We start from the raw sequence: 25,818 nt of genomic DNA, 5'->3' as shown, positions 1-25,818 counted from the left end.
ATGAGTCTGACGATCACGCTAACAGGAACGGGAGGGGCGCAGCTGGTGCCGGTGTTTGGCTGCGACTGCGCGGCGTGCCGACGGGCGCGTTTGCAGGAAAACCATCGCCGTCGCCCCTGTAGCGCGGCGGTGAAATTCAACGATGCGGTCACCTTGCTGGACGCAGGTATTCCACACCTGATGGACGACTGGCCCGCAGGGAGTTTCAGACAGTTTTTGCTTACCCACTATCATATGGATCACGTTCAGGGGCTGTTTCCTCTGCGCTGGGGCGTGGGGGCGACCATTCCGGTTTACGGTCCGCCGGACGACGCAGGCTGTGACGACCTGTTCAAACATCCGGGCCTTCTCGATTTCAGCCACACGGTAGAGCCGTTTGTAACGTTTGAACTTCAGGGCTTGCGGGTCACGCCGCTGCCGCTCAACCATTCAAAACTCACATTTGGCTATCTGCTGGAGTCCGCCCACAGTCGCGTGGCGTGGCTTTCTGATACCGCCGGGCTACCGGATAAAACGGTGACATTTCTGCTAAATAATCAGCCGCAGGCGATGATTATCGACTGTAGCCATGAACCGCGCCAGGAGACGCCGCGCAACCACTGTGATTTGAATACGGTGATTGCGCTGAACGAGGTGATTGGCTGTCCGCAGGTGATCCTGACGCATATCAGCCATCAGTTTGACGTCTGGATGATGGATAACCCGCTGCCGGACGGCATTGAAGCGGGGTATGACGGGATGGTACTGGTGCTGGATTAGGTTTTGCCGGGTGGCGGCTGCGCCTTACCCGGCCTACGCGTTGCGATACCGGGGTTTACCACCGATCGTAATCATCCTCTAACCGGCGCTCATCCTCCTCTAACCGACGCCGGTCGTCATCCAGCTGCCGCTGACGCTCGTCTAAGCGCTGGCGTCGGTCTTCTAACTGCCGGCGACGATCGTCGTACTGGCGGCTGTCGGTTTGACGGCTGCGATCGTAACGATCGTCGTCATCGTCATTACGGCTGCTGCCGGGGTTATAGACGTCGTTGATCGCCTGCTGAATATTGCCAATAGCATCATCAATCACATCGGCATGCGCCAGTTGGCTGGTTAAAGTCAGCAGACCCAATAACAGAGCGGTAGAGTAACGTTTCATAAGGCCAGACTCGCAGGTGAACTGGCCTTAAAGTAATGACTGGCTGTTAGCGGGAGTAGCGGAGGAATCTCAAATTACCCTCACCTTGCGCAGCGCCTGCGCCAGCTGTGCGCGGGTGAACGGTTTTCGCAGTAACGGAACGTCCGGCAGCTGCGGGTTATGCGCCGGGCGCAAATCCTGCCCGCTGATCAGCAGAACCGGCAACTGCGGATAGTGGCTGCGTACATGGCCGATCACCTCCGCACCGCTCAGGCCGCCCGGCAACATCAGGTCGCTGATAAACATACCGATATCCGGCGACGCGTCCAGCATGTTCAGTGCCTGCTCGCCGTTTTCGGCTTCAAGCGTCAGGTAGCCAAGCTGGTGCAGTTGCTCGCACAGGGTCTGCCGCACGCCCGCCTCATCTTCCAGGACCAGCACAAGCAGCTCACTTTCTGCCGGGGCCGTGGTCGCCAGCACGACATCATCGGAGAACGCGGGCAGCGTCGAGCGCGGCAGTTGGAGCCGCACGGTGGTTCCCTGCCCCGGCGCGCTTTCGATCTCAACGCGACCACCCGACTGGCGCACAAAGCCGTACACCATCGACAGCCCTAGCCCGCTGCCGCTGCCGGTCTGTTTGGTGGTGAAGAACGGTTCAAAGACCTGCGATTTCACCTCCTGCGACATCCCGCAGCCGTGGTCAATCACCTCCAGCGCGACCATATCCTGCCTGCGCCCGTCGCTACGGGTCACACGCTGGTTCCAGGTGCGAATTTTAATCACACCGTTTTGCCCCTCCATTGCATCACGGGCGTTCATCACCAGGTTGATAATGGCGTTTTCCAGCTGGCTGACGTCAATCCATGCGGGCCAGGCCGGGGTTTGCGCTTCAATATCCAGCGTCAGCGTGGCGGGAAGCGAGTGCCGCATCAGCTCGCTCAGGTTCTCCAGCAGCGGCTTCATCTCTACCGCATGTGGATGCAGGGATTGCTTGCGCGAGAAGGCCAGCAGACGCTGGGTGAGCATGGCTCCGCGTTCCGCGGCTTTAAGCGCACGGGTGATGCGCGGCGCGTCCGGTGATGCCGAATCGGTCAGCTCCAGACTGCCGATAATCACCGCCAGCAGGTTATTAAAATCATGCGCCAGGCCACCCGTCAGTTGCCCGACCGCCTTCATTTTCTGGCTGTGCAGCAGCGCCTCCTCCAGCCCCTGACGTTCGATGCGGTCAACCTCCATCTGTGAGGTCTTCTCCTTCAGCAGCCGCGTGGTGTGCTCCAGCGAAGCGGTATTGCGGGCGAAAACGTTAAACGCGCGCGCCAGTTCCCCCAGCTCATCACGCCGCTGTAGCGCGGGCACCGACACATCCTGCTCCCCGTGAGCGAGACGCGACATCGCCCTTGAGATAGCCGTCAGGTTGGAGCCCAGATTGCGGTAAATATACCAGCAGGCACAGCCGGTGATGATCAGCGCCAGCACCGCGAAGATGCTGATAAACACGCTGATGGATTGCAGCTCGTGATGGCTCTGGGCCGTGCGAAGCCGGGAAGCCTGCGCCACCTGTTCAACGTACTGATTAATGTCGCTGTTTAATATCGCCACCAGCGCCTTGATGTGGAACATGTACCAGCTGATGGACAGATCGCTCTCCTCCAGCTGCGTCGACAGTGGTGCGAGCTTGCGCAGCTCATCATTAAAATCCGGGAGCACCAGGTTGGCCACCGGTTGCAGGGCGCTCGCGGGTAACCCCGCGGTTACTGCATCCAGCTGCTGCACCGTGGCGCGCGGTGAAGGGGTATCAATGGCGGCAACGATCAGCCTGTCCATCTCTGCAAGCTGTCGGGCGTCTGGCACATTGCTCGCGTAACGGCGGTTGATATCCTGCAAATGACGCAGGTAGCTTTGGCTTTGATAGAGCGAGCTGAGCAGCGCGTTACGCTCCAGATGCCGCTTTTGCCCGCGCTCCAGCATTCCCGTCACGCTCTGCTGTAATTCATTACTCCTGCGAATAATTCGCGCCACCAGCGCCGGCTCCTGCTGCGCCAGCGGCGCATCGGCAAGTTGATCCAGCGAGTGGCGCAGCGCCATCTGCGTCTGTTTCAGCCGCTCGGCTTCGCCTTTGTACTCCAGCGCACCGACCACCTGCGACAGCCGCACCGCCGCCGTTGCCACATTTGCGGTATCACGGGCGAGGTTCATGCTGCCGGTCATGTCATCCAGCGTTTGCTGTTGGACCTGCTCCTGGATCTGGCTGGCGTGACGAAAGCCGAGCACCGCCACACCGCTCACCATCAGCGTGACGGCGACCACCAGCAGATTAAAAATCAGCAGGCGTCCGCGGGCGCTGGTGAAGAACGGGGGGCGTGAAGACATGGGTTTGGGCTCCTCTGCGGATTGGTGCCTTCACCCTGGCCCTCTCCCACAGGGAGAGGGAAAAGGAAAATGTGATGGCGATTAGCTATTCATAACTATGACAAATATGAACAGCTTCTGACATTTTGCATTTACGCGCCTGTGATGAAGTGCAGATATCGACATTCACAGGAGATCCGCCATGAGCAGAACCCCGGTTTTAGAGATGCGCAATATTGCCAAGACGTTTGGCAATTTCCACGCGCTCAAGGGCGTGGATTTGACGGTTTTCCCCGGTGAGATCCACGCGCTGATGGGGGAAAACGGCGCCGGAAAAAGCACGCTGATGAAGATCCTCGCAGGCGCCTATACCGCCAGCAGCGGCGACATCCTCATCGACGGTAAGCCGTTTCATATCAAAGGGCCGAAGGATGCGCTGGCCGCAGGCATTACCCTGATTTATCAGGAGATGCAGCTTGCTCCTAACCTGACCGTGGCGGAAAACATTTTTCTCGGCAGCGAGCTGTCGCGCGGCGGGCTGGTCCAGCGCAAAGAGATGGCTGCCCAGGCGCAGGCGGTCATTGACCGCCTCGGTGCGCAGTTCAGCGCCACCGACCTGGTCATGAAGCTGACGATCGCCGAGCAGCAGCAGGTGGAGATCGCCCGCGCCCTGCACCGCAACAGCCGCATTCTGGTGATGGACGAACCTACCGCCGCCCTCTCCTCACGCGAAACCCACCGTCTGTTCGAACTGATTTTGCGCCTGCGCGATGAAGGCATGGCGATTATTTACATCAGCCACCGGATGGCGGAAGTGTATGAACTCTCGGACCGCGTCAGCGTGCTGCGCGACGGGCAATACGTCGGCAGCCTGACGCGCGACAGGCTCAACGCCTCCGAGCTTGTGCGCATGATGGTGGGCCGTCCGCTCAGCGATCTGTTTAACAAAGAGCGCGATATTCCCCTCGGCAGCCCGCGTCTTAACGTCCACCACCTCACCGACGGCAAAAAAGTACAGCCGTGCAGTTTGCAGGTGCGCTCCGGTGAAATCGTCGGGCTGGCAGGGCTGGTCGGGGCCGGGCGTTCCGAGCTGGCGCAGCTGATCTTCGGCGTGCGCAAAGCCACCGGCGGCATGATTGAGGTGGACGGCGAACCGGTGGTGATCCACTCCCCGCGCGCGGCCATTGAGAACGGCATCGGTTTTCTTACCGAGAACCGCAAGGAGCAAGGTCTGTTTCTGGAGCTGGCGGCGCAGGAGAACATCACCATGGCGACGCTGGAGCGCGACGCCACCTTCGGCTGGCTGAACCGCAAAAAAGCGCAGTCGATTTCCGATGACGCCATCGCCCTGCTCAATATCCGCGTGCCCCATTCACAGGTGCGCGCGGGCGGGCTCTCCGGCGGCAACCAGCAAAAACTGCTGATCTCCCGCTGGGTGGCGATAGGCCCGCGCATTCTGATTCTGGACGAGCCCACGCGCGGCGTAGACGTCGGCGCAAAAAGCGAGATCTACCGCATCATGAACCAGATGGCGCGCAAAGGCGTTGCGATTCTGATGATCTCCAGCGAGCTGCCGGAAGTAGTAGGGATGAGCGACCGGGTGTACGTGATGCGGGAAGGCAGCATTGCGGGTGAACTGCACGGGCGCGACATCTCTCAGGAAAACATCATGACGCTGGCAACCGGCGTAAACGACACACATCATCAGGCGGTGTAATTATGACAACTCCAACCCATCCGCAGCAGGTGGCGAAATCCGCCTCCGCCAAAAAAATGCTGATGAGCGATCTGATGCAAACGATCGGCATTTTGCCGATTTTAATCCTGATTGTGGCGGTATTTGGCTTTATCGCCCCGAACTTTTTCACCGAGAGCAACCTGCTCAACATTACCCGGCAGGCGTCGATCAACATTGTGCTGGCGGCCGGGATGACCTTCATCATCCTGACCGGCGGGATTGACCTCTCCGTGGGCTCGATTCTGGGCACCACGGCAGTGGCGGCGATGGTAGTGTCGCTTATCCCTGAATTTGCGATGCTCTCCATTCCGGCGGCGCTGATGCTCGGTATGGTGCTGGGGCTGTTCAACGGTGCGCTGGTGGCCTTCGCCGGACTTCCGCCGTTTATCGTCACGCTCGGCACCTATACGGCGCTGCGCGGCGCGGCCTATCTGCTGGCGGACGGCACGACGGTTATTAACTCCAACATTAACTTCGAGTGGATCGGCAATAACTACCTCGGCCCGATTCCGTGGCTGGTGGTGATCGCCCTGGCGGTGATTGTGGTGTGCTGGTTCATCCTGCGCCGCACCACCCTCGGCGTTCACATCTATGCGGTTGGTGGCAACATGCAGGCGGCACGCTTAACCGGCATTAAGGTCTGGCTGGTGCTGCTGTTTGTCTACGGCATGAGTGGCCTGCTCTCGGGCTTAGGCGGCGTGATGAGCGCTTCACGTCTCTACAGCGCCAACGGCAACCTCGGCACGGGGTACGAGCTGGATGCGATTGCGGCGGTGATCCTCGGCGGCACCAGCTTCGTCGGCGGGATCGGCACGATCACCGGCACCCTGGTGGGCGCGCTGATCATCGCCACCCTCAACAACGGCATGACGCTGATGGGCGTCTCCTATTTCTGGCAGCTGGTGATCAAAGGGGCGGTGATCATCATAGCGGTGCTGATCGACAAATACCGTACCCGACACCATCAAAGTGCATAACAACAATACCCTACGTGAGGAATACAGCATGAGATTGAAGCCCTTAGTGACCGCGCTCTGTGCTGGCGCGCTGCTGGCCGCAACCCCGTTTGCGCAGGCAAAAGATCTGAAATCCATCGGCGTGACGGTGGGTGACCTGGCTAACCCGTTCTTCGTGCAGATCACCAAAGGTGCCGAGCTGGAAGCGCGCAAGCTGGCGGGAGATAACGTCAAGGTGACGCTGGTCTCCAGCGGGTACGATCTGGGCCAGCAGGTGTCGCAGATCGATAACTTCATTGCGGCGAAAGTAGACATGATCATCCTCAATGCCGCGGATTCCAAAGGGATCGGCCCCGCGGTAAAACGCGCTAAAGAGGCGGGGATCGTGGTCGTGGCGGTGGACGTGGCGGCGGAAGGGGCCGATGCGACCATCACCTCCGATAACACTCAGGCGGGAGAAATGGCCTGTAAGTACATTACCGACCGCCTGAAAGGTAAAGGCAACGTGGTGATCATCAACGGACCGCCGGTTTCTGCGGTACAAAACCGCGTGGAGGGCTGCCAGACCGAGTTCAGGCGCCACCCGGATATCAAAGTGCTCTCGGATAATCAGAACGCCAAAGGCAGCCGCGAAGGCGGCCTGGAGGTCATGACCTCCCTGCTGGCGGCCAATCCGAAGATCGACGGCGTATTCGCGATTAACGATCCGACCGCGATCGGCGCCGATCTGGCGGCTAAACAGGCTCAACGCAACGAATTCTTTATCGTTGGCGTGGATGGCAGCCCGGACGGTGAAGAAGCCCTGAAGCGTGAAAACTCGCTGTTTGTTGCTACCCCGGCGCAGGATCCGCAGGTGATGGCGGCGAAGGCGGTGGAGATCGGCTATGACATTCTTCAGGGCAAACCTGCGCCGAAAGAGCCCGTGCTGATCCCGGTGACGATGATCGATAAAAAGAACGTCGGCACGTATAAGGGGTGGACGGTTAAGTAAGCCCCTCACCCCGGCCCTCTTCCCAAAGGGGAGAGGGTGTTCAAGTTCCCTCTCCCCTTTGGGGAGAGGGTTAGGGTGAGGGGGCGGCAAAAACTCAAGGAGTCCCCATGAAACGCTCCGACATCAATGAAATCCTCGGCCACACGCGGCAGTTCTTCTCCATGCACGACGTGCATCTCCCCCCTTTTGCCAGCTTTCCGCCGACAAAATGGCAGCAGCTTGACCAGGCAGCATGGCAGGAGGTGTTTGACCTCAGGCTCGGCTGGGACGTGACGGCATTTGGTGGCAACAACTTCGCTGCACAGGGGTTAACGCTTTTCACCCTGCGCAACGGCTCCCCCAACGGCGTGCCCTATGAAAAGTGCTATGCCGAAAAAATCATGCACGTCCGCGACGGCCAGGTGACGCCGATGCATTTTCACTGGCGCAAGCGGGAGGACATCATTAACCGCGGCGGCGGGAATCTGATTATTGAGTTATGGAATGCGGGTGCGCATGAAGAGACCGAAAACACCGACGTGACCGTCACGATAGATGGCTGTCGGCAGACGCACATGCCCGGCAGCCAGCTGCGCCTCACGCCAGGGGAGAGCATCTGCCTGACGCCCGGCCTGTACCATAGCTTCTGGGGTGAACGCGGCTTTGGTGATGTGCTGGTGGGCGAAGTGTCGTCGGTCAATGACGATGAACACGACAACCACTTTTTACAGCCCATCGATCGCTACAACACCATCGAAGAAGACGAACCGGCGGTGCTGGTGCTGTGCAACGAGTACAACCTGTTTCGGATATAAGGAGTGAATGATGCCATTGATTTCTCTTGCCGACGGTCTGGCCCACGCCAGGGAACACCGCTACGCCCTGGGCGCGTTCAACGTGCTCGACTCCCATTTTCTGCGCGCGCTGTTTGCCGCCGCGAAGCAGGAACGCTCGCCGTTTATCATCAACATCGCCGAAGTGCATTTTAAGTACGTGTCTCTGGAGTCGCTGGTGGAAGCGGTGAAATTCGAAGCTGCCCGCCACGATATTCCCGTGGTGCTTAACCTCGACCACGGACTGCATTTTGAGGCGGTGGTGCGCGCCCTGCGTTTAGGGTTCAGCTCGGTGATGTTCGACGGCTCCACGCTGAGCTATGAGGAAAATATCCGCCAGACCCGGGAAGTGGTGAAGATGTGCCACGCGGTGGGCGTCTCGGTAGAGGCGGAGCTGGGCGCGGTAGGCGGGGATGAAGGTGGCGCGCTGTACGGTCATGCGGATGAAGCCTTCTTTACCGACCCGCAGCTGGCGCGCGAATTTGTTGATTCAACCGGCATCGATGCGCTGGCGGTTGCCATTGGCAACGCGCACGGCAAATACAAGGGCGAGCCGAAGCTTGATTTTCCGCGTCTGGACGCCATTCGCCAGCAGACGGGCCTGCCGCTGGTTTTACACGGTGGCTCTGGCATAAGCGACACTGATTTCCGCCGCGCCATTGAACTCGGTATTCATAAAATCAATTTCTATACCGGCATGTCGCAGGCCGCACTTGCCGCCGTTGAGCAACGCATGGCGAACCGACAATCGCTTTACGATGAGTTTGCCGAGCTGCTGCTGGGCATTGAAGAGGCCATTACCGATACGGTTGCGGAGCAAATGCGCATCTTCGGCAGTGCGGGGCAGGCCTAATGGAACGCAAAGGGATCGTCGCCGCAGGCAATATGCTGGTGGATCACGTCCACCAGATCGTACAGTGGCCGGAGCGCGGCTGGCTGGCAGAAATCACCCACAGCGAACGCTCAACCGGCGGTGCGCCGCTCAACGTTCTGCTGACGCTGGCAAAAATGCACGTCGGCCTGCCGTTACAGGCGGTGGGGCTGATTGGGGAAGACAGCGACGGAGACTATATTCTGGCGATGCTCGACCAGTATCACGTCAATCGCCAGCGCGTGCAGCGCACGACGTTCTCCCCAACGTCGATGTCGCAGGTGATGACCGACCCCAGCGGACAGCGCACCTTTTTCCACTCGCCGGGCGCCAACCGCCTGCTGGATCTTCCCGCCTTCGATCGTTTAGACGGATCGCTGAAGATCTTCCATCTCGGCTATCTGCTGCTGCTCGACAGCCTGGATATGCCGGACGAGGAATTTGGCACCCGCAGCGCGCGGTTACTGGCACAGATGCACGATCAGGGGTATGAAACCTCGCTCGATCTGGTGTCCCGCAAGGGCGACCCGCGCTATCAGCCGCTGGTGCTCCCTGCCCTGCGCCATCTTGATTATCTGGTGATTAACGAGCTGGAAGCCGGTGAGTTTAGCGGGCTTGAGATCCGCGACAGCCATGATGCGCTGAACATGGCCCATATCGCCGACGCTGCCGCACAGCTGCTGGCGGCAGGCGTGCGGCAGCGGGTGGTGATCCACTGTCCGGAAGGGGCATGGGGTGAATCGCCGGGTGAAAAAGGGCAATGGGTTCCGTCGTGGAAGCTGACGCAGGACGAGATTATCGGCAGCGTCGGCGCGGGCGACGCGTTTTGCGCGGGCTTTTTATACGGCTGCCATGAATCCCTGCCGCTGACGGAGAGTATTTATCTGGCGCACGCCTGCGCGCGGGCCAGCCTGCTGGCGGCTAATGCAATTGACGGCGCGAAAACGCTGGCCGAGCTTCAGACGTTTATTCAGGAGAACGGTCAGGCGGCTTTCTCATGATGGGAAACGTCCGTGGCAAAAACATAGCCCAGACCGCGAATGGTTTTGATCAGCAGAGGCTGGTGCGGATTAACCTCAATTTTTCGCCGCAACCGCATGATCAACACGTCGATAGTGCGGTCAAAGACCTCGGCGCTTTCGCTGTGGGTCAGTTCAAGCAGTTGTTCACGGCTCAGTACCCGGCGGGCGTTTTGCGTTAATGCCAGCAGCAGGCCATATTCGCCCTGGGTTAACGGCACGGTATTACGCTGCGGATCGCTCAGCTCGCAGCGGGTGGTGTCCAGCGTCCAGCCGTTAAAGGCAATACCTTCAACGCGCGGCGCGGCAGGCTCCGCGGCCAGCGCACCGGTACGACGCAGCACCGCCTTAACGCGGGCGACCACCACGCGCGGATTGAACGGTTTTCCGATGTAATCATCAGCGCCCATTTCCAGCCCGACGACCACATCTGATTCACTTCCCAGCCCCGTCAGCATCACCACCGGTAGCGACGGTCGCCGCTTTTGCATCTGCAGCAAAACCTGTAATCCGTTGATATCCGGCAGCATCATGTCCAGCAGAACCAGCGCAATGCCGGAGTCCTGCTGGACACGGTTCACCGCTTCCTGACCGGTGTGACACGTCAGCACGGTAAAGACGTGCTCGCTGAGCACATCCTGTAGCAGTTCGCAGACTGCGACATCATCATCAACCACCAGAATCGCCGGTTTCATCGCATGCTTCCGTCAGGGAATTATGTTAAGTCTGAACCATTCTGCCGCCGGCTCCAGCCGAATTGTTTTTTACGTGACGGAAATTCAATCCATGTCACATCCCCTGCCCTTTCGACACGTCAATTTTGACGATTGGCTGTTTTTCGTCAGGGTTTTGCCCCGCAAAGGGTCGTAAAGTCAGGAAATACCCATAGTAAAAACATGGCATAGAAGCTGCATATTGGGCAGGTAAGAACTGTTTAACTGGAGCAAAGTGATGAAAAAAGTCGTCACGGTTTGCCCTTATTGTGCCTCAGGTTGCAAGATCCACCTGGTGGTCGATAACGGCAAAATCGTCCGGGCGGAAGCGGCGCAGGGTAAAACCAATCAGGGCACGCTGTGCCTGAAAGGGTACTACGGCTGGGATTTTATTAACGATACCCAAATCCTCACCCCGCGCCTGAAAACCCCTATGATCCGCCGCGAGCGCGGCGGCAAGCTGGAAGCCGTCTCCTGGAATGAAGCGCTGGATTATGTTGCCACGCGCCTTAGCGCCATCAAGGCCAAGTATGGCCCGGATGCGATTCAGACCACCGGCTCCTCACGCGGAACCGGGAATGAAACCAACTATGTGATGCAAAAATTCGCGCGCGCCGTTATTGGTACCAATAACGTCGACTGCTGCGCTCGCGTCTGACACGGCCCATCGGTTGCAGGTCTGCACCAGTCGGTCGGTAACGGCGCAATGAGTAATGCCATCAATGAGATAGATAACACCGATCTGGTGTTCATCTTCGGCTATAACCCGGCGGATTCTCACCCTATCGTCGCGAATCACGTGATTCGCGCCAAACAGAACGGGGCGAAAATCATCGTCTGCGATCCGCGCAAAATTGAAACCGCGCGCATTGCCGATATGCACATCGCACTGAAAAACGGCTCGAACATCGCGCTGTTAAATGCAATGGGGCACGTCATTATTGAGGAGAACCTCTACGACCAGGCGTTTGTCGCAAGCCGTACGGAAGGGTTTGAAGAGTATCGCAAGATTGTCGAAGGCTATACGCCGGAGTCCGTTGAGGCGATAACCGGCGTCAGCGCACAGGAGATCCGCCAGGCGGCGCGGATGTACGCCGGAGCGAAAACCGCCTCTATTCTGTGGGGTATGGGCGTGACCCAGTTCTACCAGGGCGTGGAAACCGTGCGCTCGCTCACCAGCCTCGCCATGTTGACCGGCAATCTGGGTAAAGCGCATGTGGGCGTGAACCCGGTACGTGGTCAGAATAACGTGCAGGGCGCGTGCGACATGGGCGCGCTGCCGGACACCTATCCGGGCTACCAGTACGTCAAATTCCCGGAAAATCGCGAGAAATTCGCGAAGGCCTGGGGCGTGGAGAGCCTGCCTGAGCACACGGGGTATCGCATCAGCGAGCTGCCGCACCGCGCGGCGCACGGTGAAGTGCGTGCGGCCTACATCATGGGTGAAGATCCGCTCCAGACCGACGCCGAGTTGTCTGCGGTGCGTAAGGGCTTTGAGGATCTGGAGCTGGTGATTGTTCAGGATATCTTTATGACCAAAACCGCGGCGGCGGCGGATGTGATTTTACCGTCGACCTCCTGGGGAGAGCATGAAGGTGTCTATACGGCGGCAGACCGCGGCTTCCAGCGCTTCTTCAAGGCTGTCGAGCCGAAGTGGGATCTGAAAACGGACTGGCAGATCATCAGCGAAATCGCCACCCGCATGGGCTACCCGATGCACTACAACAACACCCAGGAGATCTGGGACGAGTTGCGGCATCTGTGCCCGGACTTTTATGGGGCAAGCTATGAAAAAATGGGTGAGCTAGGCTACATCCAGTGGCCATGCCGGGATGAGTCAGAGGCGGATCAGGGAACGTCGTACCTCTTTAAAGAAAAATTCGACACCCCGAACGGGCTGGCGCAATTCTTCACCTGCGACTGGGTCGCGCCGATCGATAAACTCACCGACGAGTATCCGATGGTGCTCTCCACCGTGCGTGAAGTGGGCCATTACTCCTGCCGTTCCATGACCGGCAACTGCGCCGCGCTGGCGGCGCTGGCGGATGAACCGGGCTACGCTCAGATCAACACCGCCGATGCCGAACGGCTCGGTATTGAAGATGAAGCGCTGGTGTGGGTGAACTCGCGTAAAGGCCGCATCATTACCCGCGCGCAGGTCAGCGACCGTCCGAACAAAGGCGCGGTCTATATGACCTACCAGTGGTGGATTGGCGCCTGTAACGAGCTGGTGACGGAGAACTTAAGCCCGATAACCAAAACGCCGGAGTATAAATACTGCGCCGTAAACGTGGAGCCCATAGCGGATCAGCGCGCAGCGGAACAGTACGTGATCGACGAATATAACAAGCTGAAAGCCCGCCTGCGTGAAAGCGCAATGGGATGAAGCTGTTAATTAATCGCTGACTAAATGGGGTGAGATATTCACCCCATTATTATTTCTGGCATCGCTATTAATAATATCAATATATTTCTCTGAAGACGTCTCGCAGAAAAATGTAATTTGCGCGAAAATTAATTACATCTTTGCATTTTAATTCAGAGGGATAAGATATGCGGCGGGTGCTTAAGACTTTCTGTCTTGAGCATTGTTGAGGGACAGAAAGTGGAAAGCCCCGGGAAATTTGCATTTACCTGTACTGCACCCATTTTGTTGGACGATGAAATGGAATAGTCCCTGATATGTCAAAGCCAAAATACCCCTTCGAAAAGCGCCTTGAAGTCGTGAATCACTACTTCACAACTGATGATGGTTACAGGATCATCTCTGCACGTTTTGGTGTGCCTCGAACCCAGGTCAGGACGTGGGTTGCCCTCTATGAAAAACATGGAGAAAAAGGTTTAATTCCCAAACCTAAAGGCGTTAGTGCTGATCCAGAGTTGCGCATTAAGGTCGTGAAAGCCGTGACCGAGCAGCAGATGTCCCTCAATCAGGCTGCTGCTCACTTTATGCTTGCTGGTAGTGGTTCTGTAGCCAAGTGGCTGAAAGTCTATGAGGAGCACGGAGAAGCTGGTTTACGCGCACTCAAGATCGGCACCAAAAGAAACATTACAATGTCAGTTGATCCAGAAAAAGCGGCGTTAGCATTGGAGCTGTCGAAAGACCGACGTATTGAGGATCTTGAAAGACAAGTTCGATTCCTTGAAATGCGGCTTACGTATCTAAAAAAGCTGAAAGCCTTAGCTCATCCCGCGAAAAAGTGAAAGTACTCAACGAGCTAAGGCAGTTTTACCCTCTTGATGAGCTTCTCAAGGCAGCGGAGATACCGCGCAGTACGTTTTATTACCATCTAAAGGCTCTCAGCAAGCCTGATAAGTATGCGGATGTTAAAAAGCGTATTGGTGAGATTTATCACGAGAATAAAGGTCGTTACGGATACCGTAGGGTAACGTTGTCTCTCCATCGAGACGGGGAACGGATTAACCATAAAGCCGTTCAGCGCCTGATGGGAACCCTCTCGCTTAAGGCAGCGATTAAGGTCAAACGATACAGCTCCTACAGAGGAGAGGTAGGGCAAACCGCCCCCAATGTTCTCCAAAGGGATTTCAAGGCTACACGGCCAAACGAGAAGTGGGTTACCGACGTTACTGAATTTGCAGTCAATGGGCGAAAGCTGTATTTGTCTCCAGTAATAGATCTCTTCAACAACGAAGTTATTTCTTACAGCCTGTCGGAAAGACCTGTGATGAACATGGTCGAGAATATGCTCGATCAGGCATTCAAAAAGCTTAAGCCTCACGAGCATCCTATTCTGCACTCTGACCAGGGATGGCAGTATCGTATGAGAAGGTATCAAAACATCCTTAAAGAACAAGGCATTACACAGAGCATGTCCAGAAAAGGCAATTGTCTGGATAATGCAGTCGTGGAATGTTTCTTTGGAACCTTAAAGTCGGAGTGTTTTTATCTTGACGAGTTCAGTAATATAAGCGAACTGAAGGATGCTGTTACGGAATATATTGACTACTACAACAGCAGAAGAATTAGCCTGAAATTAAAAGGTCTGAGTCCAATTGAATATCGAACCCAGACCTATGTGCCTCGTGTTTAACTGTCCAACTTTTTGGGGTCAGTACAACCCGAGGCTACCCCTCAACCCCCAACAGGTTGAGAGTAGCCTCTTATTCTTTTTTTCACAAGGAGTAAAAGGCATGACGCCATTAAAAACTGCGTTAGGCATCGTCTTTATTATTTGCCTGACGATAGTGATCTTTACCTTTATTACTCGCGGTAACTTATGTGAGTTTTCAATAAAGAGTGAACATCAGGAGGTGGCGGCTAAATTAGCCTGTAATGCAGGCTAACCTCTTCGGGCGGAACCCGTGTTCCGCCCGGCTTGTGGGATGCTGAGGTCTTAACGCACCCGTTTTTTTCTTCTGTCACCGCGATTATACTGCGCGGCGTGTACCCAGATGATAAGAATCCATGAAAACCCTTTTTCTGTTGTTGTTATTTTTAACCGCGTTTGCCCATGCCGATGAGATAGGCAGCCAGTATAAAAAGCAGGCTGAAGCGGGCGATGCGCGCGCACAGTATTATCTTGCCGATACCTGGTTCAGTTCCGGCGACAGCGCGCAGGCGGCGCTGTGGGCCGAGAAAGCGGCGAAAGGCGGCAATGTCGACGCCATGGCGCTGCTGTCGCAAATCCTCTTTACGCAGGGCGACTACGCACAGGCCAAAGCTCTGGCCCAACAGGCAAACATTGCGGGCAGCAAACGCGGCGCGATCATGCTGGCGCGGGTGCTGGTGAATACGCAGGCAGGCAAGACCGACTACCCGCAGGCCATTAAACTGCTGCAAACGGCGACCGAAGACATCGATAGCGACTCGGCGGTAGACGCGCAACAGCTGCTGGGGCTGATCTATGCCAACGGCGTTGAAGTCCCTCAGGATGACGTGCAGGCTGCGGCGTGGTTCAAGCGGAGTTCGGCTCTGTCCAGGACGGGCTATGCGGAGTACTGGGCAGGCATGCTGTTCAGGCAGGGTGAGAAAGGCTTTATCACACCGAATAAACAGAAAGCGCTTTACTGGTTAAACCTGAGCTGTACGGAAGGGTTTGATACCGGGTGTGAAGAGTTTGATGCGTTGAGCGGGGAGTAAATTATTGCCCGGTGGCGCTGCGCTTACCGGGCCTACGGTTATGTAGGCCCGGTAAGGCGAAGCCGCCACCCGGCATTTTTACATCACTGGTCAGCCGTTTTATCAAAACGACCCAGCACCTCGCGTTCATACGCCAGCGCTTTTTTACGGTCGAACTTGTGTTCCCACTTGGAGATTACCAGCACCGCCAGCGCATTACCCACCACGTTCAGCGCGGTACGCGCCATGTCGAGGATACGGTCCACACCGGCGATAAACGCCAGGCCTTCCAGCGGAATACCGACGCTGCCCAGCGTCGCCAGCAGCACCACGAAGGAGACGCCCGGCACGCCTGCGATACCCTTTGAGGTCACCATCAGGGTCAACACCAGCACGATTTCCTGCCACAGCGACAGGTCAATGCCGTACAGCTGAGCGATAAAGATTGCCGCAATACTCTGATACAGCGTTGAACCATCCAGGTTGAAGGAGTAACCGGTCGGTACAACGAAGCTGGTAATGGACGCCGGTGCACCGTAGGCCTCCATCTTCTCAATGATACGCGGCAGCACGCTCTCGGAGCTTGCCGTGGAGTACGCCAGAATCAGCTCATCTTTCAGAATGCGGATCAGGATCCAGATGCTCAGCCCGCACAGGCGCGCCACAATCCCCAGCACCACCAGCGCAAAGAACAGGATCGCGAAGTGCACCAGAATCACCAGCTTCGCCAACGGCCACAGGGAAGCAAAGCCGAAGTTCGCCACGGTTACGGCGATCAGCGCAAAAACACCCACCGGCGCATAGCGCATCACCATGTGGGTAACTTTGAACATGGTTTCAGAGATAGAGCGGAACACCGTTACCAGCGGTTCACGGTGCGTCGCGGGCAGGGAAGAAAGCCCCAGACCAAAGAGCACCGAGAAGAAGATGATCGGCAGCATCTCGCCCTTCGCCATTGACGCGATAATGTTGGTCGGCACCAGTGACAGAATTGTGCCCATCAGACCGTGCGAATGGCTCTGCACGTCGGCGGTGGTGCTTTGGTATTTCGAAATATCCACCGTCGCCAGCTGCGACATATCAATCCCGGAACCTGGCTGGAACACGTTCGCCAGGGTGATACCAAGAATGATGGCAACCGTGGTGATCACTTCGAAATAGAGAATGGTTTTAACGCCGATGCGGCCTAACTGTTTCGCATCACCTACCCCGGCAATACCGACCACCAGCGTCGAGATCACAATCGGCACAACAATCATCTTGATCAGATGAATAAAGATATCGCCCGCTGGCGAGAGAAGGTTCGCAATCAGCCACTCGCGGCTGTCGCTATGGTAATGGAGGTAACTGCCCAGCAAGATGCCCAGCACAAGGGCCAGCAGGATCTGCCAGGCCAGGCTGACTTTCAAATTTTTCATAGAAACTGACTTCCTCAATGAAATCTCCGCACCATCAAAACTGCATGAATATGGAGACATACTGAAAGGGTATGAATTGTGTTGCGTTGGTTTATGGGATTTTTTAACGCGCCGTATGAGTATCATTTGCACGGCATGCTGCGCAAGCCTTAAAGAACAAGGCATTTCACTGCAAAAAGCGTCATTGACGGTAATTAATAGCAATCCACATCAATAACCGATTGTTATGAAAAAACTTTTACAAACAAAAAAGTGAATAATTCTTCAGATGAATTATTTCCCTTCAAAGTTTCATTCGCTCAATTTTCATACTCTTCAGACATTGCGTGATCTGTCGCCCAAATACTAAACAAAGCTTGTAAAGCCCCTACTATTAACGTTTTTGCGACATATTATTAACATCTTACAAGGAGAAAAAAAGCCATGAGCCAAATACACAAACACGACATTCCCGCAAACATTGCGGACCGTTGCCTGATAAGCCCGGAGCAGTACCAGGAGAAATACCAGCAGTCCATTTCCAGCCCTGACGCATTCTGGGGTGAACAGGGCCACATCCTCGACTGGATCAAACCTTATCAGAAGGTAAAGAACACCTCTTTCGCGCCGGGCAACGTCTCCATTAAATGGTATGAAGACGGCACGCTGAACCTGGCGGCGAACTGCCTGGACCGCCATCTTGCCGAACGCGGCAACGAAACGGCCATTATCTGGGAAGGCGATGATGCCTCTCAGAGCAAACACATCTCATATAAAGAGCTTCATCGCGACGTCTGCCGCTTCGCCAACGTGCTGCTGGCCCAGGGCATTAAAAAAGGCGATGTGGTGGCGATCTATATGCCGATGGTGCCGGAAGCCGCGGTGGCTATGCTGGCCTGCGCGCGCATCGGCGCGATCCACTCCGTAATTTTTGGTGGCTTCTCGCCGGAGGCGGTTGCCGGACGTATCGTCGACTCGAACTCAAAGCTGGTGATCACCGCTGACGAGGGCGTGCGTGCCGGGCGCGGCATTCCGCTGAAGAAAAACGTCGATGAAGCGCTGAAAAACCCGAACGTGAAATCCATCCATAACGTCATTGTCTTCAAACGCACGGGCGGCAACATTGACTGGCACGAGAGCCGAGACCTGTGGTGGAGCGATCTGATTGAAAACGCAAGCGACCAGCATCAGCCGGAAGAGATGAACGCGGAAGATCCGCTGTTTATCCTTTATACCTCCGGATCCACCGGTAAGCCGAAAGGCGTGCTGCATACCACCGGCGGCTATCTGGTTTACGCGGCCACCACCTTTAAATACGTTTTCGACTACCATCCGGGCGACATCTACTGGTGTACCGCCGACGTGGGCTGGGTCACCGGTCACAGCTACCTGCTGTACGGCCCGCTGGCCTGCGGCGCAACGACGCTGATGTTTGAAGGCGTACCTAACTGGCCATCGCCGGCGCGTATGTGTCAGGTGGTTGATAAGCATCAGGTCAACATTCTCTACACCGCGCCAACGGCGATCCGTGCGCTGATGGCGGAAGGCGATAAAGCCATCGAAGGGACCGACCGCTCTTCCCTGCGCATCCTCGGTTCCGTGGGCGAGCCGATCAACCCGGAAGCCTGGGAGTGGTACTGGAAGAAGATCGGCAACGAGAAGTGCCCGGTGATGGACACCTGGTGGCAGACCGAAACCGGCGGCTTCATGAACACCCCGATGCCGGGCGCCACGCAGTTGAAAGCCGGTTCGGCCACCCGTCCGTTCTTCGGCGTGCAGCCCGCGCTGGTGGACAACGAAGGCAATCCGCAGGAAGGGGCCACCGAAGGCAACCTGGTAATCGTCGATTCCTGGCCTGGCCAGGCGCGTACCCTGTTCGGCGACCATGAGCGCTTCGAGCAGACCTACTTCTCGACCTTTAAAAACATGTACTTCAGCGGCGACGGCGCGCGCCGGGACGAAGACGGTTATTACTGGATCACCGGACGCGTGGACGACGTGCTGAATGTTTCCGGCCACCGTCTGGGCACGGCGGAGATTGAGTCTGCGCTGGTGTCGCATCCGAAGATTGCCGAAGCGGCAGTTGTCGGCATTCCTCACAACATCAAAGGCCAGGCGATCTACGCCTACGTCACCCTGAACCACGGCGAGGAGCCGTCGCCAGAGCTGTATACCGAGGTGCGTAACTGGGTGCGTAAAGAGATCGGCCCGCTGGCCACGCCGGACGTGCTGCACTGGACCGACTCACTGCCGAAAACCCGTTCCGGCAAGATTATGCGCCGTATTCTGCGCAAAATCGCAGCGGGCGACACCAGCAACCTCGGTGATACCTCAACGCTTGCCGATCCTGGCGTGGTGGACAAACTGCTCGAAGAGAAGCAGGCCATCGCAATGCCTTCCTAGTGTTTTCTCCCTCTCCCCGTGGGAGAGGGCCGGGGTGAGGGCATCAGACCGCACCTTCCTTCCATCACCCTAACCCTCTCCCCATAGGGGAGAGGGGATAAAAACAAACCAACCTTACCTTTGGAGACTCTGTGATGAATAACGATATTTGTCAGCAGATAGAGAATAGTGCGCACTACAGGGAGCTCGTCGAAAAACGGCAACGGTTTGCCTTTATCCTTTCCATCATCATGCTGGTTATTTACGTCGGCTTTATTCTGCTGATCGCCTTTGCACCGCAGTGGCTCGGTACGCCGCTGCACGCCGGAACCAGCGTTACGCGCGGCATCCCAATTGGCATTGGCGTTATCGTTATTTCGTTTGTGCTGACAGGTGTGTATGTCTGGCGTGCGAACGGTGAATTCGATCGTCTTAACAGAGAAGTTCTGCGCGAGGTAAAAGCATCATGAAGCGAGTCCTGACGGCGCTTGCCGCCACACTTCCCTTTGCTGCCCATGCGGCAGATGCCCTTACCGGCGAGGTCCAGCGCCAGCCAACCAACTGGCAGGCGATTATCATGTTCCTGATTTTCGTGGTGCTAACGCTTTACATCACCTACTGGGCGTCGAAACGCGTGCGCTCCCGTAACGATTACTACACCGCGGGCGGCAACATTACCGGCTTCCAGAACGGGCTGGCGATAGCGGGAGACTTTATGTCTGCCGCCTCGTTCCTCGGGATCTCCGCGCTGGTTTATACCTCGGGGTATGACGGCCTGATCTACTCCCTCGGCTTCCTCGTCGGCTGGCCGATCATTCTGTTCCTGATTGCCGAGCGCCTGCGTAACCTTGGCCGCTACACCTTTGCAGACGTAGCTTCATACCGCCTCAAACAAGGCCCCATCCGCATGCTCTCCGCCTGCGGTTCGCTGGTGGTGGTGGCGCTGTACCTGATTGCGCAGATGGTGGGCGCGGGTAAATTGATCGAGCTGCTGTTCGGTCTGAACTACCACGTCGCGGTGGTGCTGGTAGGCGTGCTGATGGTGATGTACGTCCTGTTCGGCGGCATGCTGGCCACCACCTGGGTACAGATCATCAAATCGGTACTGCTGCTGTTCGGCGCCAGCTTTATGGCCTTTATGGTGATGAAACACGTCGGGTTCAGCTTCAATAATCTGTTTACCGAAGCCATGTCAGTGCACCCGAAAGGGGAAGCGATCATGAGCCCGGGCGGGCTGGTGAAAGATCCGATATCCGCGCTCTCGCTCGGTCTCGGCCTGATGTTCGGTACCGCTGGCCTGCCGCATATCCTGATGCGTTTCTTCACGGTGTCTGATGCACGTGAAGCGCGTAAAAGCGTGTTCTACGCCACCGGGTTTATGGGCTACTTCTACATACTGACCTTTATCATCGGCTTTGGCGCGATCATGCTGGTGGGGGCAAACCCGGCGTTTAAAGACGCGGCGGGCGCGCTTATCGGCGGTAACAACATGGCGGCGGTGCATCTGGCCGACGCGGTAGGCGGTAACCTGTTCCTCGGCTTTATCTCTGCCGTGGCCTTCGCCACCATCCTCGCGGTGGTTGCAGGGCTGACGCTGGCTGGTGCGTCTGCGGTATCGCACGATCTCTACGCCAACGTTTTCCGCAAAGGCGCAAGCGAGCGCGATGAGCTGAAAGTCTCCAAAATCACCGTACTGGTGCTGGGCGTCGTCGCCATCCTGCTGGGGATTTTGTTCGAGAAGCAGAACATCGCCTTTATGGTGGGGCTGGCCTTCTCGATTGCGGCAAGCTGTAACTTCCCGATCATTCTGCTCTCCATGTACTGGTCAAAACTGACCACCCGTGGGGCGATGATTGGCGGCTGGCTGGGGCTGCTGACGGCGGTGATTCTGATGATCCTCGGCCCGACCATCTGGGTGCAGATCCTCGGTCACGAAAGCGCTATCTTCCCGTATGAATACCCGGCGCTGTTCTCCATTGCCGTGGCGTTTATTGGGATCTGGTTCTTCTCAGCGACCGACAACTCGCCGGAGGGTAACCTGGAGCGTGAGAAATTCCGCGCCCAGTTTATCCGCTCGCAAACCGGCCTGGGTGTTGAGCAGGGCCGCGCGCACTAAACCTTTTCTCCCCGGTCGCTCTGGCCGGGGAACTTAAAACATCACCCACGCCACCAGCGGCGCGATTAATACCATTGTCACGCCCGAGAGCATCATCACCAGGCTTGCAACAACGCCTTCCTGCTGTCCCAGCTCATACGAACGTGCCGTCCCCGCCCCGTGCGACGCCGCGCCAAACCCCGCCCCTTTCGCCATCCCTTCGCGAATGGAAAGGCGCAGAAACAGCACATCCCCCACTGCCATGCCGAACACGCCGGTCACCACCACAAACAGCGCCACCAGATCCGGCTGTCCGCCGAGCGGTTTAGCCGCCGCCAGCGCGAACGGTGTGGTCACCGAGCGTACCGCCAGGCTGCGCTGGATTTCATCAGACAGGGTAAACAGCCGCGCCAGCCAGACCGAGCTGCACACCGCCACTACCGTCGCGGTGACGACTCCCGCGCTGAGCGACATCCAGTGGCGTTTAATAATTGCCAGGTTGTCATACACCGGCACCGCAAAGGCGATAGTCGCCGGGCCGAGCAGCCACAGCAGCCAGTGGGATTCACCAATGTAGTTCTGCCAGGAGATATGGCCGAAGACCAGCATCAGCACCAGCAGGATCGGCGTAAAGACCAGCGGCATCAGCGGCAGCGTGCGAAAGCGGCGATACAGGCGCTTGTTGGCAAAGTAAATGACGACTGTCGCAATCAGGCATAGCACGCTTATCTGAAAGTTAGTCATGCTTCTGCCTGCTGATTTCAAAGCGATACACTTTATCCACCACCCAGGCGGTGGCGCCCAGCACCATCAGCGTGCTCAGGGCGATAACCGCAAAGATGCGCCAGCCGTCGACCATCAGCAGTTGCGCATAATTCACCACCGCCACCACGGCCGGAACGAAGAACAGCAGCATCTCCGCCAGCAGCCAGCGCGCACCGGCCCGCACCCAGCTAAGGGGCAACGCGCGACAGAGGATCAGCGTCAGCATCAGCACCATACCCACCAGGTTGGCGGGTAAAGGCAGGTTCAGCCAGTCGACAAGATATTCAGCAAAAACAAACAGTCCCGCGTAGAGCAGTACCTGAACCGGTACCTGGAGTCGTTGAACAACGGCAGGCGTAACACGGCTTAACGCCACGGCCATGGGGGTTTTCCTCAGAAATGAGACGAGGCGCCAGTATAGTGAGCGTACGGTATCGACTGAAATGAATTAAAATCATCGAAGGTATAGTTTCGAGGAATAATCATGGACATAAGAACGCTGCGCTATTTTGTCGAGGTGGTTCGCCAGCAAAGTTTTACCCGCGCAGCGGAAAAGTTATTCGTAACCCAGCCTACCATCAGTAAGATGCTGAAAAACCTCGAAGATGAGCTGAACTGTACCCTGCTGATCCGCGACGGGCGCAAGCTGCTGCTGACCGATACCGGTCGTGTGGTGTTCGAGCGCGGGCTGGCAATTCTGGCGGAGTTCCGCCAGCTGGAGGTCGAGCTTGGGGACATCAACCACCTGACAAAAGGGCTGCTGCGGCTCGGCATTCCGCCGATGGTCGGCATGATGATGGCCGGGCCGATTAGCCTGTTTCGCCAGCGCTATCCCGGCGTTGAGCTAAAAATCTCTGAGTTTGGCGGCCTGACCGTGCAGCAGGCGGTGATGAACGGTGAACTGGACGTGGCCATGACGGCCCTTCCCGTGGAAGAAGAGAGCGGGCTGGCAACGCTGCCGCTGTTCAGCCACCCGCTGTGCGTGCTGGTGCCGCGCTCCGGCGACTGGCTGAAGATTGAATCAGTAAAACCCGAGCTGCTCGGCGAACACCCGCTGCTGATTTACAACGAAGATTTCGCCTTAAGCCGCCAGCTGATGGCGCTGTTTAACCAGCACAACGTAAAGCCGCGCATTGCGGTGCGCAGCGGCCAGTGGGATTTTCTGGCAGCGATGGTACAGGCGGGCGTGGGGATAGCCATTCTGCCGCAGCCGATCTGCGAGCGGCTGGATAAAAACACGCTGCGCTGGATCCCGCTGGAGAGCGATCTGCACTGGCAGTTAGGGATGATCTGGCGTGAAGGGGTGTATCTGTCGCACAGCGCACAGGCGTGGTTGCAATGCTGTGAGGGGTTTTGGGTACCCTCACCCTAACCCCCTCCCATAGGGCTGAGGGATCCCCAGTAATTTTTTTATGCAGAAGCAATAAAGTTGCTTTCTAAATGACTGAGGGCTGTCAGCGATGCCCTGGTCCGGCTGTAAATCGCTGAGGCGTTTGCCTTCCGGCCGGGGCGAGGCGCAGGGATGCGCCGAGAGGGCGGCTTTACAGGGACGTTGCCTCCGCCCGTACCCGATAAGCCGGAAGGAATAAGCCGAGGGCACCGCGAAGCGGCGATTTTCCGCCGGGAGCCCGGGTCGCCAGGGTGGTGGCGACTGAGCCACCCTGGCACGTTCACCGGTCATGTCGTTACAGAGTAGCAAGGAACATAAAGTGAACGGAATGACCACCACCGCCGTATGTTCCCCTCACCCTAACCCTCTCCCCGGAGGGGCGAGGGGATTGCTCAGTGCTCGCATTAATTTGTGGGGAACCCTCAGCCCACAGGGAGAGGGAACCGATCGAGCACGTAGGCCCGGTAAGCGCAGCGCCACCGGGCAATTACAGCGCTACTGATTCTCTATCAACAACGCTTCCAGCAGATCCAGATCGTGCAGCAGCTTTTGCAGCGTCTCGTTGCTGATCTGCCGCGTCGCGCGCAGGTGATACAGCTCGGCACGCTCGGAGCGCAGCGCCGCCAGGCGGAAACGGCGCTCGAGGTTCTCTTCCTGCAACGAACTTTCCACGTCGTTACGTCCGTCAGCACGGCGACGCAAATTACCGATCACGCGTGAACTGACTTCCTTCAGCAGCTGGTTATCAATGTTCTCTTCGGCATCGGCGGCCAGACGCTCCTCCATCTTCTCGATGGCGACAATCGCTACTTCCGCCGTCGCCGCACGGGCAATCCGCTCTTCCTTATGCTGCTGCGAGGTGTCACCCGCATCAATATGCTGCAGCAGAATCGGCAGCATAATTACGCCGACAAACAGGGAGAAGAGGATCACGCCCGCCGCCAGGAACACCAGCTCGTAGCGCGCCGGGAAGACGTCGCCCGTCGGCAGAAGCAGAGGAATGGAGAGCACACCAGCAAGGGTGATCGCCCCGCGAACGCCCGCGAAAGAGGCAATCAGCAGCTCGCGCGTGGTCCAGGAGCCGAACTCCATCGGCTTTTTGGTCAGGAAGCGAACGCTGAACTTCTTCATCGTCCACAGCCAGCCGAAACGCACCAGCATCAGCGAAAGGTAGATGAGTACGATATCGGTAAACAGCATCCACACTTCAACGTTTGGATCCGCTTCGGCCGCGATCAGCGAAGATTCCATAATGCCCGGCAGTTGCAGGCCCAACAGCAGGAACACCATGCCGTTAAAGACAAACTCGAGCATCGCCCAGGTACTGTTCGCGCGCAGACGCATCGCCAGCGGCGCCCGGCGCATCACGCCGGAACGGGTGATGGTCATCCCCGCGGCTACCGCCGCCAGAATGCCCGACACGCCGATATGTTCGGCAATCAGGTAAGAGGCGAACGGCAGCAGGAACAGCAGGACGATCTGCGTCGCCGGTTCATCGCCGCCCCAGCGGCTGAGGAAGCGCAGCGAACGACCGTACAGCCAGCTTACAACAAAGCCTGCGAGGATACCGCCAATCGCCACCTTGAAGAATTCGAGGGTTGCACCGCCGACGGTAAAGACCATGGTGCCCATGGCTACCGCCACGGCAAACTTCAGGGCGACCAGGCCGGAAGCGTCGTTCATCAGCGCCTCGCCCTGCAAAATGCCCATGATTTTCTTAGGAATGCGCCCTTCGCCCACAATGCCGGACAGCGCCACGGCGTCGGTCGGCGACAGCACGGCAGCCAGCGCAAAGGCGGGTATAAGCGGGATCCCCGGTACGGCCCAGTAGATCAGGAAACCAATCCCGACCACGGTAACGACCACCAGCGCCAGCGCCAGACCGAAGATCTCTCGCCCGTGCTCAAGAAATTCGCGCGTCGGCGTTTTCCAGCCATCGGCAAACAGCAGCGGCGGGATAAACAGCACGAGGAACAGTTCCGGATCGAACTCCACGTGCAGACCGAACGTCGGCCACGCCAGCAGCGCACCGATAGCTATTTGCATTAAAGGCAGGGGGACCTGGAAGGGCAGTACGCGTGTAACCACCCCGGATAATGAGACCACAAGGGTCATGATGAGTATTGTGAAGAAAATTTCCATG

22 protein-coding genes are annotated in these 25,818 nt (G+C 57.3%); 15 read left to right on the top strand and 7 right to left on the bottom strand.

Going from position 1 to position 25,818, the window contains the following annotated elements; genetic code table 11:
- On the top strand, positions 1-759 hold the full coding sequence (phnP, locus tag L2Y28_RS01720; RefSeq protein ID WP_022646776.1) for a phosphonate metabolism protein PhnP: 759 nt from the start codon (positions 1-3) through the stop codon (positions 757-759).
- A 55-nt stretch (positions 760-814) separates the two neighbouring features.
- On the opposite strand, the gene yjdP is transcribed toward phnP, so the two are convergent.
- Both yjdP and L2Y28_RS01710 read right to left on the bottom strand, forming a co-directional pair.
- Positions 815-1,138: a DDRRRQL repeat protein YjdP gene (yjdP, locus tag L2Y28_RS01715; RefSeq protein ID WP_022646775.1), complete on the bottom strand. Its 324-nt coding sequence runs from the start codon at positions 1,136-1,138 to the stop codon at positions 815-817.
- Between the two features lie 69 nt (positions 1,139-1,207).
- Entirely contained in the window at positions 1,208-3,487 is a 2,280-nt protein-coding gene (locus L2Y28_RS01710) for a hybrid sensor histidine kinase/response regulator (protein WP_023330107.1), read from the bottom strand.
- Between the two features lie 181 nt (positions 3,488-3,668).
- Between L2Y28_RS01710 and L2Y28_RS01705 the strand changes: the two genes are divergently transcribed.
- The 6 genes from L2Y28_RS01705 to L2Y28_RS01680 all read left to right on the top strand — a co-directional run bounded on the left by L2Y28_RS01705 (position 3,669) and on the right by L2Y28_RS01680 (position 9,835).
- Positions 3,669-5,183 carry a sugar ABC transporter ATP-binding protein gene (locus L2Y28_RS01705; protein WP_022646773.1) on the top strand — a complete coding sequence of 505 codons (1,515 nt, stop codon included), beginning with the start codon at positions 3,669-3,671 and terminating at the stop codon, positions 5,181-5,183.
- A 2-nt stretch (positions 5,184-5,185) separates the two neighbouring features.
- Positions 5,186-6,181 carry a ribose ABC transporter permease gene (locus L2Y28_RS01700; protein WP_003860239.1) on the top strand — a complete coding sequence of 332 codons (996 nt, stop codon included), beginning with the start codon at positions 5,186-5,188 and terminating at the stop codon, positions 6,179-6,181.
- 28 nt (positions 6,182-6,209) lie between these two features.
- Positions 6,210-7,151: an ABC transporter substrate-binding protein gene (locus tag L2Y28_RS01695; protein ID WP_003860240.1), complete on the top strand. Its 942-nt coding sequence runs from the start codon at positions 6,210-6,212 to the stop codon at positions 7,149-7,151.
- A 107-nt stretch (positions 7,152-7,258) separates the two neighbouring features.
- Positions 7,259-7,945 carry a D-lyxose/D-mannose family sugar isomerase gene (locus L2Y28_RS01690; RefSeq protein WP_022646772.1) on the top strand — a complete coding sequence of 229 codons (687 nt, stop codon included), beginning with the start codon at positions 7,259-7,261 and terminating at the stop codon, positions 7,943-7,945.
- A gap of 10 nt (positions 7,946-7,955) precedes the next feature.
- Positions 7,956-8,816, top strand: coding sequence for a ketose 1,6-bisphosphate aldolase (locus L2Y28_RS01685; protein WP_022646771.1), 861 nt, complete (start codon positions 7,956-7,958; stop codon positions 8,814-8,816).
- On the top strand, positions 8,816-9,835 hold the full coding sequence (locus L2Y28_RS01680; RefSeq protein WP_022646770.1) for a carbohydrate kinase family protein: 1,020 nt from the start codon (positions 8,816-8,818) through the stop codon (positions 9,833-9,835). The genes L2Y28_RS01685 and L2Y28_RS01680 overlap by 1 nt, the downstream gene beginning before the upstream one ends.
- On the opposite strand, the gene L2Y28_RS01675 is transcribed toward L2Y28_RS01680, so the two are convergent.
- Positions 9,817-10,548, bottom strand: a complete 732-nt coding sequence (locus tag L2Y28_RS01675; protein WP_022646769.1) for a response regulator — start codon at positions 10,546-10,548, stop codon at positions 9,817-9,819. The genes L2Y28_RS01680 and L2Y28_RS01675 overlap by 19 nt on opposite strands.
- Positions 10,549-10,804: 256 nt before the next feature.
- On the opposite strand from L2Y28_RS01675, the gene fdhF reads away from it, so the two are divergent.
- The 4 genes from fdhF (at position 10,805) to L2Y28_RS01655 (ending at position 15,667) form a co-directional block, all read left to right on the top strand.
- Complete coding sequence (gene fdhF, locus L2Y28_RS01670) at positions 10,805-12,952, top strand: formate dehydrogenase subunit alpha (RefSeq protein ID WP_080337755.1); 2,148 nt, start codon at positions 10,805-10,807, stop codon at positions 12,950-12,952.
- Between the two features lie 296 nt (positions 12,953-13,248).
- Positions 13,249-14,618 (top strand): IS3-like element ISKpn8 family transposase gene (locus L2Y28_RS01665; protein WP_085949440.1). Its coding sequence is split into 2 segments (ribosomal slippage): positions 13,249-13,729 and positions 13,729-14,618, totalling 1,371 coding nucleotides; the frame shifts between segments, so codons are not numbered across the junction.
- Between the two features lie 100 nt (positions 14,619-14,718).
- Positions 14,719-14,871: a Hok/Gef family protein gene (locus L2Y28_RS01660; protein ID WP_022646767.1), complete on the top strand. Its 153-nt coding sequence runs from the start codon at positions 14,719-14,721 to the stop codon at positions 14,869-14,871.
- 121 nt (positions 14,872-14,992) lie between these two features.
- A complete protein-coding gene (locus tag L2Y28_RS01655; protein ID WP_022646766.1) occupies positions 14,993-15,667 on the top strand; it encodes a tetratricopeptide repeat protein in 675 nt (224 codons plus the stop codon).
- 83 nt (positions 15,668-15,750) lie between these two features.
- Here the strand turns inward: L2Y28_RS01655 and gltP are convergent, their stop codons facing one another.
- Complete coding sequence (gltP, locus tag L2Y28_RS01650; protein ID WP_022646765.1) at positions 15,751-17,064, bottom strand: glutamate/aspartate:proton symporter GltP; 1,314 nt, start codon at positions 17,062-17,064, stop codon at positions 15,751-15,753.
- Between the two features lie 423 nt (positions 17,065-17,487).
- On the opposite strand from gltP, the gene acs reads away from it, so the two are divergent.
- The 3 genes from acs to actP all read left to right on the top strand — a co-directional run bounded on the left by acs (position 17,488) and on the right by actP (position 21,541).
- Positions 17,488-19,446: an acetate--CoA ligase gene (gene acs, locus L2Y28_RS01645; RefSeq protein ID WP_236919571.1), complete on the top strand. Its 1,959-nt coding sequence runs from the start codon at positions 17,488-17,490 to the stop codon at positions 19,444-19,446.
- Positions 19,447-19,580: 134 nt separating this feature from the next.
- On the top strand, positions 19,581-19,895 hold the full coding sequence (locus L2Y28_RS01640) for a DUF485 domain-containing protein (protein ID WP_022646763.1): 315 nt from the start codon (positions 19,581-19,583) through the stop codon (positions 19,893-19,895).
- Complete coding sequence (gene actP, locus L2Y28_RS01635; protein ID WP_022646762.1) at positions 19,892-21,541, top strand: cation/acetate symporter ActP; 1,650 nt, start codon at positions 19,892-19,894, stop codon at positions 21,539-21,541. The genes L2Y28_RS01640 and actP overlap by 4 nt, the downstream gene beginning before the upstream one ends.
- Positions 21,542-21,574: 33 nt before the next feature.
- Here the strand turns inward: actP and L2Y28_RS01630 are convergent, their stop codons facing one another.
- Complete coding sequence (locus L2Y28_RS01630) at positions 21,575-22,264, bottom strand: LrgB family protein (protein ID WP_022646761.1); 690 nt, start codon at positions 22,262-22,264, stop codon at positions 21,575-21,577.
- Positions 22,257-22,667, bottom strand: coding sequence for a CidA/LrgA family protein (locus tag L2Y28_RS01625; protein ID WP_022646760.1), 411 nt, complete (start codon positions 22,665-22,667; stop codon positions 22,257-22,259). The genes L2Y28_RS01630 and L2Y28_RS01625 overlap by 8 nt, the downstream gene beginning before the upstream one ends.
- 102 nt (positions 22,668-22,769) lie before the next feature.
- On the opposite strand from L2Y28_RS01625, the gene L2Y28_RS01620 reads away from it, so the two are divergent.
- Positions 22,770-23,657 carry a LysR family transcriptional regulator gene (locus L2Y28_RS01620; RefSeq protein ID WP_236919570.1) on the top strand — a complete coding sequence of 296 codons (888 nt, stop codon included), beginning with the start codon at positions 22,770-22,772 and terminating at the stop codon, positions 23,655-23,657.
- 513 nt (positions 23,658-24,170) lie between these two features.
- On the opposite strand, the gene L2Y28_RS01615 is transcribed toward L2Y28_RS01620, so the two are convergent.
- Positions 24,171-25,817 (bottom strand): Na+/H+ antiporter, encoded by a 1,647-nt coding sequence (locus L2Y28_RS01615; RefSeq protein ID WP_022646758.1) that lies wholly within the window; start codon positions 25,815-25,817, stop codon positions 24,171-24,173.
- Between the last annotated feature and the right edge of the window lies 1 nt (position 25,818).

The sequence above is a fragment of the Enterobacter sp. JH25 genome (assembly GCF_021725435.1).
Taxonomy (GTDB): domain Bacteria; phylum Pseudomonadota; class Gammaproteobacteria; order Enterobacterales; family Enterobacteriaceae; genus Enterobacter; species Enterobacter intestinihominis.
This window is presented reverse-complemented; position numbering and strand designations above follow the sequence as displayed.